Consider the following 16,557-nt stretch of genomic DNA (forward strand, 5'->3'; position numbering starts at 1 on the left):
CTAGTCATGATGTTCGGCAGGGAGCGGCGATGGGCGACGTACCGGCTGTACCGCGGGTGCCGGCACAGCGGGGCCGGGAGGGTTCCTCGGCGGACACCCCGGCGGGTTCCTCCGCGCGGGTGCCGGTGCCGTCGACGGCACTGCGCTTCAGTGTGCTCGGGCCGGTGCGGGCCTGGCTCGACGAGACGTCGCTGCCCACCGGCTCCCCACAGCAACGGGCGCTGTTGGCCGCGCTGTTGCTGCGTGACGGACGTACGGCCACGGCGGCCGAGCTGATCGACGCGCTGTGGGGCGAGGAGCCGCCGTCACAGGCGCTGGCGGCGGTACGGACGTACGCCTCGCGGCTGCGGAAGGTCCTGGGCTCCGGTGTCCTGGTGAGCGAGTCCACGGGGTACGCCATCCGCTCGCTGCCGGAGGGCGCGCTCGATCTGGCGGTGGCGCAGGACCTGGCCGCCGAGGCGGAGAAGGCGAAGAACACCGGCGACCTGTGCCACGCCCGGAACCTCCTCAACCAGGCCCTCGACCTGTGGGACGGGGAGCCGCTGGCGGGCGTACCGGGCCCGTACGCGGACGCCCAGCGCGTGCGGCTGGAGGAATGGCGTCTGCAACTCCTCGAATCCCGCCTGGACATGGACCTGGAGCAGGGCTGCCACGCGGAGGCGGTCAGCGAGCTGACCGCGCTCACGGCGGCCGAACCCCTCCGCGAACGCCTGCGCGAGCTGCTGATGCTGGCGCTGTACCGCAGTGGCCGCCAGGCCGAGGCGTTGGCGGTGTACGCGGACACGCGCCGCCTGCTGGCGGACGAACTCGGCGTCGACCCGCGCCCCGGCCTGCGGGACCTGCAACAGCGCATCCTCCGGGCGGACCCGGGCCTCGCCGAACCCTCGGCGCCGCTGGCCCCCGAACCGGCCGCCGCGCCGGTACGACCCGCCCAACTCCCGGCGTCGGTCCCGGACTTCACGGGCCGCGCGGCCTTCGTGTCCGAACTGAGCGAGGTGCTTTCCCTGGCCGAGGGCCGCGTGATGGCGGTGTCGGCACTGGCGGGCATCGGCGGCGTCGGCAAGACGACCCTCGCCGTGCACGTGGCCCACCAGGCCCGGTCGTCCTTCCCCGACGGCCAGTTGTACGTCGACCTCCAGGGCGCCGGCACCCGCGCCGCCGAACCGGAAACGGTCCTGGGCGCGTTCCTCCGCGCCCTGGGCACCGCCGACTCGGCGATCCCGGACTCCCTGGAGGAACGCGCGGCCCTGTACCGCTCGGTACTGGACGGCCGCCGGGTCCTCGTCCTGCTGGACAACGCGCACGACGCCGCCCAGGTACGTCCGCTGCTGCCCGGCACACCGGGCTGCGCGGCCCTCGTCACCTCCCGGGTACGGATGGTGGACCTGGCCGGCGCCCACCTGGTGGACCTGGACGTCATGTCCCCCGAGGAGGCCCTCCAGCTGTTCACGAAGATCGTGGGCGCCGAACGGGTCGCCTCGGAGCGCAAGGCGGCCCTCGACGTGGTCGCGGCCTGCGGTTTCCTGCCGCTGGCGATCAGGATCGCGGCATCCCGGCTGTCGGCGCGCAGGACCTGGACGGTGTCGGTCCTGGCGGCGAAGCTGGCGGACGAACGGCGCCGGCTGGACGAACTCCAGGCGGGCGACCTGGCGGTGAAGGCGACGTTCGAGCTGGGGTACGGGGCGCTGGACCCGCAACAGGCGCGCGCCTTCCGGCTGTTGGGCCTCGCGGACGGCCCCGACATGTCGCTGGCGGCGGCAGCGGCCGTACTGGACCTCCCCGTCGACGACACCGAGGACGTGCTGGAGTCCCTGGTCGACACCTCCCTGCTGGAGTCGGCCGCCCCGGGCCGCTACCGCTACCACGACCTCGTACGCCTCTACGCGCGTTCCTGCGCGGAACGGGACGAACAGCCGCCGGGCGAGCGGGACCTGGCGATGTCACGGCTGCTGGACTTCTACCTGGCGACGGTCGCCGAGGTCTATCTGATCGAACGGCCCGGAGACCGGCTCGTCGACCACCTGGAGCGGACCGAGTATCCGGGGCTGACGTTCGAGGACCGGCACGCGGCGCAGGACTGGCTGTACGCCGAGGCGAACTGCCTGCTGGCCTGCGCCCGGCAGTCCTTCGTCGACAGCAGGCTGCGCAGGGGCGTCGATCTGCTGTGGGCCGCCAAGGATCTGGGCGAGTCGGGGGCCAACTCGAAGGTGTACGAGTCCGCAGCCCTGGCCGCACGCGACTTCGCCGAAGCGGTGGGTGACACATACGCGGAAGGACGGGCGCGGACGACACTCACCAACGTCCATCTCGTGGCGGGGCGTTATGCCGAGGCGGACGAGGAGGCTCGGCAGGCGGTGCTGCTCGCGACCACCGTCGGCGACGGCGTGACCGCCTACTGGGCGAGCAACGACCGCGGGATCATCGCGTTCAACCAGGGGCGGCACACGGACGCCGAGGAGTACCTGCTCAAGGCGATCGAGGGCTCCCGCTCGGTGGGAAGCAAGCCGGGCGAGGCGAGCGCGCTCTGCAACCTCTCCCGCCTGCACCTGGCCATGGGGCACACCTCCCGTGCCATCACCCTGGCCCGTCAGGGTCTGGAGATCTACGACCGCGCCGGTCTCACCCTGCGGCTGGCGAACGCGCGGTACGCCCTCGGTGTGGCCTTCACCCAGGCAGGACGCCATGGCGAGGCACTGGCGGAGTACGACCAGGCACTGCTGAGTTTCGGGCAGAACCGCCAGCGGCTGTGGGAGGGCACCACCCACTTCCGCGTGGCACAGGCACACCTGGCGGCCCAGCAGGCGGCCCTGGCCGCACGGCACGCGGAACAGGCTCTCGCCATCGGGTTCATCGGCGGAGACCGTATGCGGGCCCACATCCGCACCACCCTCGGCCGTTCGCTGGCCGCGCTCGGCCAGGCCGATCGCGCCCGCGCCTGCTGGCTCGAAGCACTCTCCCTCTACGAGGCCTCAGGGGCGGCGGAGGCCGACGAGGTACGGGCACTGCTCCTGCCCCTTCGGGCACCATGAGCGGCGTTCATCAATCGTTTATTCCCAGCTGACAAGCTCAGCGAAGTGATCCGTCGCGTCGGGGGGCAGGCGGGTCCACAGGGCCCCTGCCCGGCAGGACTCGGGGGAGTTGCCGGGTGGGGTGCCCTCAGGTTTCCCACGCAATCAGGGGAGTTCAGGACAATGACGCAGCCCGAGCAGAGCACCGAAGAGTTCACCACGATGGACAACCACACACCGTCGGCACCGCTGGACGAGACGGTCACCACACTCGACAACCACACTCCCGCGGAACCGCCGGCGTCCGAGGAGGCCATCACCACGATGGACAACCACACGCCCGCACCGCCGGTCCTGGACCTGGACCGCTGACACCTTCCTCCCAGCGGGGATCGGCCGCGACGGCACGGAGGGGGAGCCGTCGCGGCCGATGTGCTGCCTTTCGGACATGCGCCCCGAGGAACGCCCTCGGCACAGCGGTGATCACGGCTGCCGCCGCGCTCGGGACCTCGGTTCCGGCGTTCGCCGACAACCACATCACGGACACTCCCGGCACCACGACGACAACCACGTGACGATCGCCGGGGTGGGCACGGACGACAGCCACGCCACCCGACCCTGGCACCGGCACCACGTTGATGGAGCTGAGCGGACGCTCAGCTCCATCAACGTGTCCGCACAGCGAGGGCAGCGAGGGCGTCGGACAGCGCCAACCCACGCCCCGACTCGTCGGCCCCCGTGGCACTGAGCAGCACCGGAAGAGCACGCGGCTCGGGATCGCCCCCTCCACCCGGATACGCACCGTCCGCCACCCGCTGTCGGGCCACGCGGAGTCGATCGGGGACCGACCTCGCGCTCCCACCGGCCGGGACGAGGACCCGAAAGCCGTACACCCATACGGCGAGCGGCCCTTATGATCGCTCCGCCCGGCGCCCGCTGCGGCTGCGTACGCCTCCGAGACAGGCCGAGGACGATGACGAGTACCACCCGCAGAGCTCCCTGGCTCCTTGCCCGCTTCGCGCAGGCGTCGATAGCGACGGCCGCCGTGACGGACGTGTTCCGCGCGGCGGCAGTCCGGGACGACTACCTCGACCGCTCGGCTGCGTCCCTGCACAAGTCGGGCCTCATCTCCATGGCCTTCGTCTATCTGATGACCTTCACGATCGTGCTGTTCCTCGTGTGGCTCGTCCAATCCCGGCGAAACGCCACGGAGTTGTTCCCCCTGGCCACGCTCCCGAGTCGGGGCTGGACGATCGGCGCGTGGTTCATTCCGGTGGTCAACTTCTTCGTCCCTCGCCGGCTCGTCCTGGACATCGGGCGCGCGAGCTCCGTGTCATGGGACCAGAAGCGGGACACGACCCTGGTGAACCTGTGGTGGGGCGCCTGGATCACGCACTCGCTCGTGCTCGTGGTGGCGGACCAGGCGGCCCCGTGGTCGATGGCTCTGCTCGTGGTGGCGGAGGCGCTCATGATCGCGGCGGCCGTACTGCTGGTTCTCGTCATCGAACGCATCACGACGTTGCAGAGCACCGCACTCGCCACCACCGTCCCGGTCGCACCCCTCACCCAGGCCTGAGTCAGTCCCCCGATGCACTCCCCACAGCGACGCGACCGGACGCGCACGCCCCCGCCGCTTCAACCCCCTCACCGCCGACGAAGCCCGACGCTTCCCCACCGCCGCCCAGGCCACCGGCACGCCGCCCTGTTCGAACTCGCCCTGCGCACCGGCCTGCGCAAGGGCGAACTCCTCGGCCTGCGCTGGGAAGATCTCGACCTCGACGCCGGTACCGCCACCATCCGTCGCACCCTCCAGCGCACCCGTACCGGCGGTCTGACCACCTTGCCGACCAAGACCATCAGCTCAGAACGGCGCATCGCGCCGCCGGTCTCCTGCGTCGCCTCGCTTCGCGCGCACCGCGAGCATCAGGCACAGGAGAAGGCCCACGCGGTCTCCAACTGGCAAAGCATCGGGCACGTCTTCACCCGGTCCGACGGCCACCCGATCGAGCCCGCCACCCTCACACGCCACTTCAACGCCCTGCTCCGCAACGCCCGCCTACGGCCGATCCGGTTCCACGACCTCCGCCACTCCACCGCGACCCTCCTCCTGGAACAGGGCGTCGAACTCGTCGTCATCAAGGAACTCCTCGGCCACGCCCACATCGGCGTAACCGCCACGATCTACGCACACGTCCGCCTCCGCCTCCAACGCCAGGCAATCGACCTCCTCGGACACGCACTCCGCACCCTCCCGGAGACCCCTGGCGACCTGGATGACGGCGACGAGACGCCGCCCTGTCCAGCGCCTGTCCGCTGACGTTGCCGTCAACTACTGCCGTCAGACACAGAGGCCCCACCGCAGACCGGTGGGGCCTCTGCAGTGTCACCCGATGACCCCTAGCGGATCTGACGATCATGGGAGAGACGTCAAGTGACTGACACCTCCGTGGAGTTGGCGACCGTGGAGCCTGTCGAGAGTGCCCCGTTGGGGCAGCCTGCGCCCGTGTCCGATGAGCAGCTGGTCTCGATGCTGGTGGAGCGGGCCCGGTCGGAGGGACTGCAACTGACGGGCCGACCTGCCGAGAGCCGATGCTCGCCATCGGGAGCGGAAGCGGGAGCGGGAGCGGGGTCGAGATCGCAATGATCACGACCGCCGCCGCGCAGGAGGCCGTCCCCGAGCTCCCCGGTGCTCAGGGGCGGCCTCCCGCACGCGGCGGGTCTCAGCACTCGTAGTAGATGATCTGCCCGTCGCCGTTCTCGTCCACCGAGTCTCCCCAGAAGTTGTCCTCCGACGTCCAGCCGTAGGTGCTGGTGCCTGCGACCCGGATGTACCACCACGTGTGGCCGAAGGAGTTCTTCTTCCAGCACTGGAAGTAGATCAGCGCCTCCTGGGGGACCCACCCGACGTCCCAGCATCCGTCCTTGTAGGGCCCGCTCTTGAGGTTGTAGCCCCAGCCGTCGTCCCAGTAGGTGTATCCGCGCCCTTCCCCGTTGGCGGTGGGAGTCCAGCACTCGGCCTGCGCAGCGGCCTGCGCGGACGGCGTGATCGCGGCGCTGACGCCGAACATCATGAGGACGGCGAGCAGGAGGTTCGCGGCCGCCCGGACCGGGCGGTGCTGTGATGAGGTGCGCAACACGTGAGGTTTCCTCTCCCTTGCCGGCATGTACAGGGAAGGCTAGGGAGAGCGAGCCGTCACCTCATTGACGATGCGTGCCAGGCCCTTGACGACGTGTGCCCGTACGCTCCACGGGGGGCAAGTGAAGCGCCATTCCCCCGGCCGGCTCAACACCCGGCAGGCTCAACCCCCGGCCCGCAGCTCCCCCTTGACCACCTTGCCGCTCGCGTTACGAGGCAGCGCGCCCACGAACTCCACCGCCCTGGGCACCTTGTAGTTGGCCATCTCCCGCCGGGACCAGGCGATCAGGTCGTCCGCCGTGAGGGACACTCCCGGCCGCCGCACCACGTACGCCTTTCCGACCTCGCCGAGCCGGGGGTCCGGTACGCCGATCACCGCCACGTCCGCCACGTCCGGATGGAGGCCGAGCTGCTGCTCGATCTCCGCCGGGTAGGCGTTGAAGCCGCCGACGATGAACATGTCCTTGAGGCGGTCGGTGATCCGGAGGTTGCCGTCGCCGTCCAGGACGCCGACGTCGCCCGTCCTCAACCAGCCCTCCCCCGTGATGACTTCGGCCGTGCTCTCCGCGTCCTCGAAGTACCCGCGCATGACGTTGAAGCCCCGCACCAGCACCTCACCGGGCTCGCCCACGGGTGCCTCGACCCTCACCTCGACCCCGGGGACGGCCCGCCCGGAGGTCGACGCGATCACCGGTGCCGCGTCGCCCCGGCGGCACATCGTGACGATGCCGCTCGCCTCGGACAGGCCGTACGCCGTCAGGACCGTGCCCACGCCCAGTTCCGTACGCAACCGTTCCACCAGCCGCAACGGCACCACCGCCGCCCCCGTCACCACCAGCCGCAGGCTCGACAGGTCGTACGCGGCCCGGGACGGGTGGTCCAGGAGCGACTGAAGCAGCGTGGGCGGGCCGGGGAGGACCGACACCCGCTCGGCCGCCACGTTCGCCAGTACCGTGTCGACGTTGAACACCGGCTGTGGGATGAGGGTCGCGCCCCGCATCAGGCACGCCAACACCCCAGCCTTGTAGCCGAAGGTGTGGAAGAACGGGTTCACGACGAGGTAGCGGTCCCCCTCCCGCAGTCCCGCCAGCTCGCTCCAGATCTCGTACGCCCGGAGGGACTGCGCGTGCGTGATCACGGCCCCTTTCGGACGGCCCGTCGTGCCGGACGTGAAGACGATGTCCGAGGGGTCGGAGCCCTCCACCGCCTCCGCCCGCGCCCGGACCGTCCGCGCGTCCACGCCGTCACCGCCCGCCAGGAAGTCCTTCCAGGTACGGAACTCGGCCGGCGCGTCCTCCCCCAGCACCACCACGTCCGTCAGCTCCGGGAGCCCCGCCAGGGGGCCGCGACCGTCGCCGCCCCCCGCCGCCCTCCGCAGCGAGGCCACGTACGACGTGCCCAGGAACGTGCCCGTCACGAACAGCAACTTCGCCCGACTGCGCGCCAGTACGTACGCCGCCTCCGCGCCCTTGAAGCGGGTGTTCAGCGGTACGAGCACCGCGCCCGCCGAGACCGCGCCCAGCGCGGACACCATCCAGTCGACGGAGTTGGGCGCCCAGATCGCGACCCGGTCGCCGGCCTCCACCCCGCTCGCCGCACAGGCCGCCGCCGCGCGCTCCACCCGCGCGCCCAACTCCGTGTACGAGATGCGGGTACGTCCGTCCACGACCGCCTCGGTGTCGCCGTACCGCTCCACCGCCGCCCGGACCAGCCCCGGAATGCTGCCCCACTCCACGTCACCGCGCACCGCGAGCCTCCCCACAACACCTCACCGCACAAGAGCTGACTGACCGTCAGATTAGCTGTAACCTGACGCCCTGTCAGCAGCCGGGCACGCGTGCGGAGGTGTGTGCAGTCATGGCAGTCGCACCAGATACGGCGGGTATCAGAGGCGTCACCGGAATCAAGGACGCCACCGCCATCGCCGGAATCGGACAGACTTCCTTTGCCCGACAACTCACCGAGAACGAGCGGACGTTGGCGTGCCGTGCGATCCTCGCCGCGCTCGACGACGCGGGTATCGCGCCCGCCGAGGTCGACGCCCTCGCCTCCTACACCATGGAGGAGACCGACGAGGTCGAGGTCGCCAAGGCGCTCGGCCTCGGTGACCTCACCTTCTTCTCCAAGGTCGGCTACGGCGGCGGCGGTTCCTGCGCCACCGTCGCCCATCTCGCCGCCGCGATAGCCACCGGACAGGCCACGGTCGGCGTCGCCTGGCGGTCACGGAAGAGGGGCTCCGGGCCCCGGCCGTGGCGGAACACCAGCGTCCAACTCCCCACCCCGGCCCAGTGGACGCGCCCCTTCGGGCTCCTCCGGCCCTCCGACGAGATCGCGATGCTCACGCGCCGCCACATGCACGAGTACGGCACGACCCGCGACCACCTCTTCAACGTCGCCCTCGCCTGCCGCAACCGCGCGAACCAGAACCCGGACGCGATCATGTACGACCGTCCGCTCACCCGCGAGATGTACATGACCTCCCGCTGGATCAGCGAACCCCTCTGCCTCTTCGACAACTGCCTTGAGACGGACGGGGCGTTGGCCTGCGTGGTCGTGTCGGCGGAGCGGGCGCGGGACTGCCGCCGGACCCCCGTCTACATCCACTCCGCCGCCCAGGGCCTGCCCGCCCAGCACCACGGCATGGTCAACTACTGGAACGACGACCCGCTGACCGGCCCGGCCTGGACAGCCGCCCGGCATCTCTGGAAACACGCCGACTTCACCCCGGACGACGTCCAGGTCGCCCAGCTCTACGACGCGTTCACCGCCCTCATCCCCCTCTCCCTGGAGGGCTACGGCTTCTGCGGGCGCGGCGAGGGCGGCGCCTTCACCGAGGGGGGCGCCCTGGAGAGCGGCGGCCGGCTGCCGATCAACACCGGCGGGGGCGGCCTCAGCGAGGCGTACGTCCACGGCTTCAACCTCATCACCGAGGGCGTACGGCAACTGCGCGGCACCAGCACCGCCCAGGTCCCCGGAGCCGCCACCTGCCTGGTCACCGCAGGGGAGGGCGTCCCGACTTCGGCCCTGTTGTTGAGAAGTTGAGAAGCCTCGAAGCCGACAAGCCGCGAAGTTGAGAAGCTGAGGAGTTGAGAGATGCTGACACCGGTCGTCGACGAAGACGGCGCCCCCTTCTGGGGGTACGCGGCCCAGGGCGAACTCCGCGTCCAGACCTGCGCCGACTGCGCCGAACCCCGCTTCCCGCCCCGCCCGTGCTGCCCTCACTGCCAGTCCTTCGCGAGCGAGTGGCGCGCGGTCAGCGGACGCGGACGCGTCTGGTCGTTCGTCGTCCCGCATCCGCCGCTCCTCCCGGACTACGCCGAGCTGGCCCCGTACAACGTGATCGTCGTCGAGCTGGCGGACGCCCCGCGCATCCGGCTGGTCGGCAACCTGGTCACCGGGCCCGACGCACCCCTCAACTCCTTTCCCCCCGAACGGATTCGCATCGGCGCACGGGTGCAGGTCGTCTTCTCCTCCGCCGGGCTTCCGCAGTGGATCCTGGAGCGCCCGTGAGCCTGGACCTGTCGGCCGACAAGGAGACCGGGGTCGCCGTCGTCACCCTCGACCGGCCGCGGAGACTCAACGCCATCGACCTCGACACCGCCGCCGAACTTGCCTCCACCTGGCAGGAGTTGCGCTTCGACGACACCGTACGGGCGGTGGTCCTCACGGGCGCCGGGACACGCGCCTTCTCTACGGGCCTCGACCGCGACGCGACCGTCCCCCAGCCCAACTCGCCCTACATGGTGGACGATCCGCTCGAAAGGATCGGCCCGAAGGCGAACGACCTCTGGAAGCCGGTGATCGCCGCGGTGAACGGTATGGCGTGCGGCGGTGCCTTCTACCTCCTCGCGGAGTCGGAGTTCATCGTCGCCGACCCGAGCGCCACCTTCTTCGACCCGCACACCACGTACGGCATGGTCAGCGCGTACGAGTCGATGGGCATGGCGCAGCGCATGCCGTACGGGGAGATCGCGCGGATGGCGCTGATGGGGACGGCGGAGCGACTGTCGGCGGCGCGGGCGTACGAGATCGGGCTGGTGAGTGAAGTCACCGCTCCCGGTGGGTCGTTGGCGGCCTCCGTCGACCGCGCCCGGGTCATCGCGTCGTATCCGCCGGAGGGGGTGCAGGGCACGGTGCGGGCGGTGTGGGCGGCGAAGGAGGCGGCCCGCGCGCACGCCCTCGCGTACGCGCCGCACCTGGTCCGGCTCGGCAATCTCCCGGGCGACCGGCAGGCGGAACTGTTCTCGGCGAGGACCCCGGATTTCCGGTTGCGATAGCAACGCATACCCTTTGCTTCATGGCTGAGAACCGCACAGTGGCAGAGCACCACGGGGCTGAGAACCACAGCGTCGAGCACCGCACGGTGGACGTGAACGGCGTCCGGCTGCACATCGCGGAGGCGGGCGAGGGCCCGCTCGTCGTGCTGTTGCACGGCTTCCCCGAGTCGTGGCACTCCTGGCGCCACCAGTTCGGGCCGCTGGCCGCCGCCGGTTTCCGGGTCGTCGCCCCCGACCAGCGCGGATACGGCGCGAGCGAGCGCCCCGAGGACGTGTCGGCGTACAGCATCCTGCATCTGGTGGGCGATGTGGTCGGGCTGATCCACGCGCTCGGCGAGGAGACGGCGTACGTCGTCGGGCACGACTGGGGCGGGCCCGTGGCCTGGCACACCGCGCTGCTGCGTCCGGACGTCGTGCGCGGGGTGGCGGGACTGAGCGTGCCGCCGCCGTTCCGGGGCGACCACCGCCCGCTGGGCGTGATGGAGGCGATGTTCGGCGGCCGTTTCTACTGGAACTACATCAACCGCCCCGGGCTCGCCGACGCCGAACTGAACCGGGACCCGCGCGCCACCCTCCGCAGGACCCTGTACGCCTTCTCCGGCGACAACCCCGAGTCGGGCACCGGCAGGCAGCCCCTGGTCGAGCCGGGCCAGGGCTGGCTGGACACGATGCCCGACCCGGAGGAACTCCCGGCCTGGCTCACGGAGGCGGACCTCGACTCCCTCACCGAGAGCTTCGCGGGCAGTTTCACCGGCGCCCTCAACTGGTACCGCAACATCGACCGCAACTGGGAACTGACGACGGCCTGGCACGGGGCCGTGGTCAGCCCGCCCGCGCTGTACGTGTACGGCGACCGGGACCTGGTGCCCGCGTTTCCCGGCACACCTCAACTCATCGAGAAGCTGCCGGAGTTGATGCCCAACCTGCGGCGCGCTCCGGTGGTGCTGAAGGGCTGCGGCCACTGGACGCAGCAGGAGCGGCCCGACGAGGTCAACGCGGCGCTGATCCCGTTCCTCACGGAACTGAGGGACGCCAACAGCTGAGCCCTCCCGGCGACTTTGCCATCTCTTTACAACCTGTTCCGCTGCCGACTCGTCTCTCCGCACGATCCGTCACACAGCCCGCCCGGCCCGACCAGGGCCGGGCCCGGGCCCAACTCCGGGCGGACCGACGAAAGAGAGCGATCAAATGCGCCGTACCGTGCGCCGTACCGTCCTCAGCGCCGTGGCACTCGCGGCCACCGCCGTACTGGCGGGCACCGCTCCCGCGTTCGCCGACGGGACGAGCCCCACCCCGGTCCCGGCCGCCAGCACCGCGCCGACCGAGGCCACCCCGGTGCCGAGCACCGCACCGAGCCAGGACCCCGCCACCGAGGCCAGCCCGGTGCCCAGCGAGGCACCGACCACCGACCCCAACTCGGCCCCGTCACAGGTCGCCGAGGTTCCGGACGGCGCGCCCAACACCGGGGTGACGCAGACGTCGACGGACTCCGGAACGCCGGCGACGCTGATCGGCGGGGGCGCCGCCGCCGCGTTCGCCGTGGCCGGCGCCTCGCTGCTCGTCGTACGCCGTCGGCGGGCGACCGGGGCGTGACCGTGCTCTCCCGGCGCGCCTTCGGTACGGGAGCCACGGCTGCCGCCGCCTCGCTGCTCGTGGGCTGTTCCTCCGGCGGCGAGGGCGTACGGACGACAGGGACCGCGAGCCCCGACGCCTCCTCCCCGCCGCCGGGATCGGCCGACGGCACGCACACCTCCGTCAAGTCCGCGCGGCCGGTGGGCCGTTCGGCCCCCGTCCGGCTCCGTGTCCCGGCCCTCGGGGTCGACACCCCGGTCATGCGGCTGGGACTGGCGTCCGACGGCACGGTGCAGGTCCCGCCGATCACCGACCACGACCAGGCCGGCTGGTACGAGCACTCGCCGACGCCGGGCCAGACCGGCCCGTCGGTGATCCTCGGCCATGTCACGGTCGGCGAGTACGGGGACGGCGTCTTCCACGACCTCACGCGGCTGCGCCGGGGCGAGAAGATCGTCGCGCGTCTGGAGAACGGCACGGAGACGGAGTTCACGGTCACCTCCCTGCGGACGGTGGCCAAGGCCGACTTCCCGACGGACGACGTCTACGGGAACGTGGACCGTCCGGAGCTCCGGCTCATCACGTGCGGCGGCCCCCGGGACGAGACCGGCTACCTCGACAACGTGATCGCCTTCGCCGCGCTGACGGCGTCCACGAGCCCGTGAACGCCCCGTGAGCACACTGGAACACAAAGGACGGCGGGCCGCCGGAACGTACGCCGTCGGCCCTCCGTCCTCCCCCACGAGTGCCACACCGGTGGCGACAGCACCATGGAGAGCGTTGAAACGGTCCCGCGACAAGGCAGCGTCCGAGTTGTTCGCCGCCCTCTACCCGCGCCTGGCCGGCTGGTGCCGCCGTCTCGTCGACGACGACGAGACGGCCCACGAGATCGCCTCGGAGGCGTTCACCCGCCTGTGGGCCCGCTGGACGTCGGTGGAGGAGCCGCGCGGCTTCCTCTACGTGACGGCGGCCAACATCGTCCGGGACCACTGGCGCAAAATGGAACGCGAGCGCAGGGCCATGCGGCACGTCACCACGGAGGCGGCGCTGCGCACCCACACCGAACCGTCGGACCCGTCCGTACGCCTCCTCGTCCAATCGCTCCCGGAACGACTGCGCGTCCCGATCCTCCTGCACTACTACGCTGACATGCCCATCCGGGAAGTGTCCGCGCTGACCGGACGCAAGGAAGGAACCATCAAGGCCGACCTCCACGCGGCCCGTGAACAACTCCGCGCCCACCTGAGGAAAAGCCTTGACCACACGCTTTGACGAAGACGAAGACGACGACCGGGAATTCGGGCCGCTCGACCCCACCGCACCGGGCCACGACCCCGACGACCCTCTCCTCGTCCTCCTCGGCCCCGCCCCCGCCTACCTGGGCGCGCCCCCGGGCCGCTACGAGGAGATCCGCCGCACCGCGGCCCGCCGCCGCCGTACCCGCACGGCGGCCGGAGTGGGCATGGTCTGTGCCGTCGCCGCCCTCATCGCCCTCCCCCTCGACCTGACGACGGCCGAGAGCCCCCGCTCACCGACGGTCCCCCAGGCCCCGCCCGTCTCCACGAGCCCGTCGACACCCCCCGACGACCACTCGCCCACGCCTGTGCCTGCCACACCGCGGCCGTCCACGAGCGCCTCCACCGACCCCGGCTCCACCGGCCCGGAACCCACCGAGGAGCCCAGTTCCCCCAGCCAGGCCCCCAGCGAGACGTCCGACGCCCTGACCGACGAGTCGCCGGTGCCCACGCCCGCGGCCTCGACAGATCCGACCACGGCGGCGAGCACCTCACCGACGAGCGGAACCGGGGAAGCCGCCTCGCCCGGGAGCACGACGGCTCCGTAGCCGGCCCCCCTGCCTGTGGTAGCCGTCCCTGTACCCGTCCCTGGCCCCGTCCCTGGCCCTGCCGCTGGCCCCGTCCCGTACAACTTTTCGTCGGGATCGGTCGTCACATTGATCGGCACGGTGGCAGATCACCGTCCGCGGTGTTCGGCGACACACGTCGGATTCAAGTGATCAAGTGATCAATTGACCAACCGATCGGGAACGGGGCCCACGATGCGGGAAAGACATCAGCGGGGATGGCGAAAGGCCGGTTCAGGGGCTGTTGTGGCCTTGACGGTCCTGGCGGTCGGGGCGGGCCTGATGCCGTCGGCGGAGGCCGGCAGCGGGCCGGGGGCCGCGGTCGCGGACCGCGCGGGGATGCCGACGGTCACCCTCAAGGGGAAGCTGGGACCTCTGACGAAGCCGTCGGCGCCGGTCAGCGCCGATGCCGCCGGCGTCCTGTCCTACGGCACCGGGAACAGCCCATCGGCGGCGTACACATGGGAGCGGCCGAACGGTACCTACGTGAACGGCCTGCCCAAGCCCGTCATTCTCTCCCCCCCTAATAACTACAACAGCCTGTGGGCCGTCAATGGTCGCTTCGCCCTGGAGCGGGTCGGCACCACCAGCGCCTACCGGATCCGGAACTACGACACCGGCAAGGTGGTGCAGTTCGACCTGCCGACCGGCGACACCGCCACATCGGTGATCGCCGAGAACCGCCTGCTGACGCAGCGCAAGACAGCCGGCAAGTGGACACTGCATCTGCTGGAGATCCCCGCGGCCGGGGGCCGTCCGGTCGACCGGCCGGTGTCAGGTGTCCCGGACAACCTGCCGGGAGCCATCACCCACGTCCAGCAGGACGCGCGCGGAGCGGCGATCACCTTCGGAGGCTGGTCCGGCGTCCAGACTCTGCTGGACTTCGCGACCCGCCGCCTGACCGTGGTGCCCGACAACGCCTCCAGGCTGAATCTGATGTCGCTCAGCGCCACCACGGTTCTGTACGAGGCCACCAATGAGGATTTCAAGTCCTACCTCGTCGACCGCGACCATCCGGACGGGCCCCGAACCCTGCTCAACGTGGATTCCAGCGTCAACTTGGCGTTGCTGGGCAACTGGGCGGTATACCCCGATGGCGAAGACAAGCTCGTAGCCCAGCCTGCCGCGGGTGGTGCGGCCCGCACCCTGCTGCCGCAGGCCAGCGGCCAACGCCCTGTCACAGGTGCGGACGGCGCCCTCTACACCGTGGGCGGCACGGGCCCGGACGACTGGGCGGTTCGGCGCATCACCCTCGGCGCCGACGGGGCCCCGGTCGCCGGCGTACACATACCGCTGCCCCGGCAGACCACGTACGACGTGGGCGGTGTCGCGGTCGACCAGGGACAACTCCGGGTCGGCACACTGCACCTACCGAGCGACGCCTCCCGCGCGACCACCTACCTTTCCGGCTCCTCCCTGTCGCTGACGGCGAGTGGCACGCTCAACGCCACACCCCCGCGGAACGTCGGCGACCTCGGATGGCACCCCCCGGCGGGCGACGGCTTCCCGTATGACACGCAGTGCACCGGGCAGTGCCTGCGGCTGGTCGGCACCGGGGAGGGCGACGTCGTGCGGTCTTCCCTGAACAGATCCAACTACGTACCCACGCTGACGGCATCCGGCAGGTACAGCGTCCAGCGCCCCGACCCTTGGTTCCAGTACGTCTACGACGGGACCAAGGCGCTGAGCCACACCGACCATTGGCACGCGGCCTCCCTCTGGGGCAGCCAGCTGTGGAGCGCGGGCACCAGGAGCGGCACCGTCACCGCGGTGTCCCTGCCGTCGATGAAAGCGCTCGGCTCAGCCGTGTCCGTGGGCGCCCCTTGCGTACCCACGGAGATCCAGGTGGTGGGCCGGTGGATCTACTGGTCCTGCGGTCCCAACAAGAAAGCCGGTGTCTACGACCGCACCACGAAGCGTGTGATCAAGGTGCCGTCCGGCTACGCGCAACTGGCCGACGGTTACCTCGTCAGCCAGAACGACGCGGCGGCCAGGCTGAGCATCACCTACTTCCCCGGCGCGGTTCCGGCCGCGCGCGTGGGCACCAGCGACCTGGCTCCACTGAAGAACCAGGTGGGCGAACCCGCCGACCGGCGTGGGCGGTTCTGGGCGGTGGACCGGTTCGGCGGCCCCCTGGCCTACCTCACCGAGGCGGGGGACGTGACGGTCACATGGCCGCGGGTGACCACCTCTCCCCTTGCCGTCATCTCGACCGACAGTCCCGCCCGCGTGGATCTGCGCGCGGCCGGCAGCAAGTACACGGGGGTGTGGCACCTGTCGAAGCCGGCGGCGAGATGGAAGCTGACGATCGTCTCCGCCGCCAGCGGAAAGACCGTCCGTACCCTCACCGGCGGTCCGGCCGCGGGCAGGATCTCCGCGTCGTGGGACGGCACCGGCCCAGGCGGCAAGAAGGTCCCCACGGGGACGTACCGCTGGACCCTGACCGCACCGGCGGCCGACCACGTCGGACGGTCCGCGACCGCGAAGGGTTCGGTCGCGGTGCGGTCGTAGGCGTCGCGGCGGCCTCCATCCGCCCGGTCGGCCGATGGAGGCCGCCGCCCCCGCGGGCGCCGACCAGCTCGTCCCAGTGGTCGGCCGCCCGTCGGCCCGCGACGGCGGGCGGCTCCTGCGAGCCGTCGAACCGGGCTGAGACGCCCTTCTGGCCTTCCGGCACTCCTGGCACTCCTGGCACTCCTCGGCCCC

Annotated in this window: 15 protein-coding genes; 13 read left to right on the plus strand and 2 right to left on the minus strand. The window is 71.1% G+C overall.

The window, feature by feature from the left end:
- Positions 1–29: 29 nt before the first annotated feature.
- From OG595_RS17595 to OG595_RS17610, 4 genes are all read left to right on the plus strand, one after another.
- Positions 30–3,029 (plus strand): AfsR/SARP family transcriptional regulator, encoded by a 3,000-nt coding sequence (locus OG595_RS17595; RefSeq protein ID WP_329273192.1) that lies wholly within the window; start codon positions 30–32, stop codon positions 3,027–3,029.
- Positions 3,030–3,191: 162 nt separating this feature from the next.
- Complete coding sequence (locus OG595_RS17600) at positions 3,192–3,380, plus strand: sigma-like protein (protein WP_329273194.1); 189 nt, start codon at positions 3,192–3,194, stop codon at positions 3,378–3,380.
- A 601-nt stretch (positions 3,381–3,981) separates the two neighbouring features.
- Positions 3,982–4,584 carry a DUF4328 domain-containing protein gene (locus OG595_RS17605; RefSeq protein ID WP_329273196.1) on the plus strand — a complete coding sequence of 201 codons (603 nt, stop codon included), beginning with the start codon at positions 3,982–3,984 and terminating at the stop codon, positions 4,582–4,584.
- A 12-nt stretch (positions 4,585–4,596) separates the two neighbouring features.
- Positions 4,597–5,325 carry a site-specific integrase gene (locus tag OG595_RS17610; protein ID WP_443073059.1) on the plus strand — a complete coding sequence of 243 codons (729 nt, stop codon included), beginning with the start codon at positions 4,597–4,599 and terminating at the stop codon, positions 5,323–5,325.
- Between the two features lie 403 nt (positions 5,326–5,728).
- Here OG595_RS17610 and OG595_RS17615 read toward each other — a convergent pair whose 3' ends face one another.
- Together OG595_RS17615 and OG595_RS17620 are read right to left on the minus strand one after the other, a co-directional pair.
- Complete coding sequence (locus OG595_RS17615; protein ID WP_329273199.1) at positions 5,729–6,145, minus strand: hypothetical protein; 417 nt, start codon at positions 6,143–6,145, stop codon at positions 5,729–5,731.
- A gap of 162 nt (positions 6,146–6,307) precedes the next feature.
- A complete protein-coding gene (locus OG595_RS17620; protein ID WP_329273202.1) occupies positions 6,308–7,891 on the minus strand; it encodes a FadD3 family acyl-CoA ligase in 1,584 nt (527 codons plus the stop codon).
- Between the two features lie 110 nt (positions 7,892–8,001).
- On the opposite strand from OG595_RS17620, the gene OG595_RS17625 reads away from it, so the two are divergent.
- The 9 genes from OG595_RS17625 (at position 8,002) to OG595_RS17665 (ending at position 16,365) form a co-directional block, all read left to right on the plus strand.
- Positions 8,002–9,186, plus strand: a complete 1,185-nt coding sequence (locus OG595_RS17625) for a lipid-transfer protein (RefSeq protein WP_329273205.1) — start codon at positions 8,002–8,004, stop codon at positions 9,184–9,186.
- A gap of 51 nt (positions 9,187–9,237) precedes the next feature.
- On the plus strand, positions 9,238–9,654 hold the full coding sequence (locus OG595_RS17630; RefSeq protein ID WP_329273208.1) for a Zn-ribbon domain-containing OB-fold protein: 417 nt from the start codon (positions 9,238–9,240) through the stop codon (positions 9,652–9,654).
- Entirely contained in the window at positions 9,651–10,421 is a 771-nt protein-coding gene (locus tag OG595_RS17635) for an enoyl-CoA hydratase/isomerase family protein (RefSeq protein WP_329273209.1), read from the plus strand. Before OG595_RS17630 ends, OG595_RS17635 begins: the two co-directional genes overlap by 4 nt.
- Positions 10,422–10,441: 20 nt before the next feature.
- Positions 10,442–11,464 carry an alpha/beta fold hydrolase gene (locus tag OG595_RS17640; protein WP_329273211.1) on the plus strand — a complete coding sequence of 341 codons (1,023 nt, stop codon included), beginning with the start codon at positions 10,442–10,444 and terminating at the stop codon, positions 11,462–11,464.
- Between the two features lie 157 nt (positions 11,465–11,621).
- Positions 11,622–12,014 (plus strand): sortase-dependent protein, encoded by a 393-nt coding sequence (locus OG595_RS17645; RefSeq protein WP_329282972.1) that lies wholly within the window; start codon positions 11,622–11,624, stop codon positions 12,012–12,014.
- Between the two features lie 2 nt (positions 12,015–12,016).
- A complete protein-coding gene (locus OG595_RS17650) occupies positions 12,017–12,658 on the plus strand; it encodes a class F sortase (protein ID WP_443073345.1) in 642 nt (213 codons plus the stop codon).
- Between the two features lie 115 nt (positions 12,659–12,773).
- Positions 12,774–13,265: an RNA polymerase sigma factor gene (locus OG595_RS17655; protein ID WP_329273216.1), complete on the plus strand. Its 492-nt coding sequence runs from the start codon at positions 12,774–12,776 to the stop codon at positions 13,263–13,265.
- Positions 13,249–13,836, plus strand: a complete 588-nt coding sequence (locus OG595_RS17660; protein ID WP_329273218.1) for a hypothetical protein — start codon at positions 13,249–13,251, stop codon at positions 13,834–13,836. The genes OG595_RS17655 and OG595_RS17660 overlap by 17 nt, the downstream gene beginning before the upstream one ends.
- A 264-nt stretch (positions 13,837–14,100) precedes the next feature.
- Complete coding sequence (locus OG595_RS17665) at positions 14,101–16,365, plus strand: FlgD immunoglobulin-like domain containing protein (protein ID WP_329273220.1); 2,265 nt, start codon at positions 14,101–14,103, stop codon at positions 16,363–16,365.
- The last annotated feature ends 192 nt before the right edge of the window (positions 16,366–16,557 follow it).

The sequence above is a fragment of the Streptomyces sp. NBC_01451 genome (assembly GCF_036227485.1).
Classification (GTDB): domain Bacteria; phylum Actinomycetota; class Actinomycetes; order Streptomycetales; family Streptomycetaceae; genus Streptomyces.